The 1,329-nt window shown below is 70.2% G+C and carries 2 protein-coding genes; both read right to left on the reverse strand.

What is annotated here, in order from left to right:
* Nucleotides 1–464 (reverse strand): GAF domain-containing protein (locus CXQ97_RS18505; protein ID WP_104182356.1); only part of this gene is annotated, 464 nt, incomplete at its 3' end.
* 40 nt (nt 465–504) lie between these two features.
* Nucleotides 505–1,191, reverse strand: coding sequence for a GAF and ANTAR domain-containing protein (locus CXQ97_RS18510; protein ID WP_258062777.1), 687 nt, complete (start codon nt 1,189–1,191; stop codon nt 505–507).
* Nucleotides 1,192–1,329: the final 138 nt, after the last annotated feature.

Consider the following 1,329-nt stretch of genomic DNA (forward strand, 5'->3'; position numbering starts at 1 on the left):
GCCTGACCGATCGCGATGTCCTCTGCGCTGAGTTCCCCCGTGTCGGTGCGGAACAGGTTCATCGCCCCGATGGTCCTGCCGCGGACCCGCATCGGGAACGCATGGACCGACTGGTACCCCTGCGCCGCGGCGGCGTCCTTGAACTCGGGCCACCGGTCTGCGGTGCCGGCGATGTCCCGGATGGTGACCGGGACGCCGGTGACGTAGCACTCCACGCACGGCCCGGCCCCTGTCTCCTGCTGCAGGGCCTCCACGAGGTGGCTTTCCTCGCTGGTGGAGGCCAGGACCTGCAGGACGCCGTCCGGGCCGGCCAGCATCAGTCCGGCCGCGGTCGCGTCGAGCAGGTCGACGCATTCGTCCACGAGCGTGTGCAGCAGATCCAGCACGTCGTACTCGTCGATGAGGGTGTCCGCGATTCTCACGAAGGCGGCACTGACCCGGCCGGCCCGAGTGGTGGATTCCATGAAGCTCACTGTAGGCCTCTTCAGGCCTCTTCAGGCCTCTTCAGGCCCGTTCACGGGCCGCGGGCGGCGTGAAATCCAGGCGGCGTTCCAGGACGTCGGCGGAGCTCTGCCGTACGGTCTGCCCGTGCGCGAATGCGTGCCCCCGCAGCAGCAGCAACGCGTCAGCGGCCGTCCCCCCGGTCTGGGCGAGCACCATGCCCGTCGCCTGGTGGATCTCCCGGCGGGACGGGGACAGTCCGATCCCGGCCGTGCCTTTCCCGGACTCGGGGACGAGGACCCGACGCAGCAGACTCCAGGCCGCCCCGTCGGCCAGCGCACGCGCCAAGCCCACCCCGGACTCGCCCAACTCTCCCGGGGCGCTCCGGTAGAGCTCGACGACGCCGATGTCCAGGGCGCCGACGACGAGGGGGAAGACGAAGAGGGCCTGCGCGTCGGTGTCGGTCAGTGCCTTCCCGAACACGGGCCACCGCTCGTGCGGCATCGAGCGGACGTAGGGGAGGAGGACGGGCCTCCGGGACCGCGCGGCCTCCCACCGCGGGCCTTCGCCCAGATCGAACTGCAACTCATCCAACCGGGCGGCCAGGTCGTCGCTGGCGTGCAGCATGGTCTCCTGCTGGGAACCGCTGAACGCCGACAACGCGGCCCCCGTCACCGGCAGCACGTCGATGAACGACGCGCACAGCGTCGAGCACAGAGCATCCAGCCCGGACAGGTCCCCGCCGCTCACCGACCCACCGCCGGGCCACCGACGACAGGGAAGCAGGACCAGCCCGACATCTCCCTCACCCTTCCCCAAGCAACACGAGCAGTGCACAGAAAGAGTACGCGGAGCCTGAGAGGCCGACGACCCTCCGGTGGAAGTCTA

Source organism: Arthrobacter sp. B0490 (assembly GCF_002929355.1).
Taxonomy (GTDB): domain Bacteria; phylum Actinomycetota; class Actinomycetes; order Actinomycetales; family Micrococcaceae; genus Arthrobacter_D.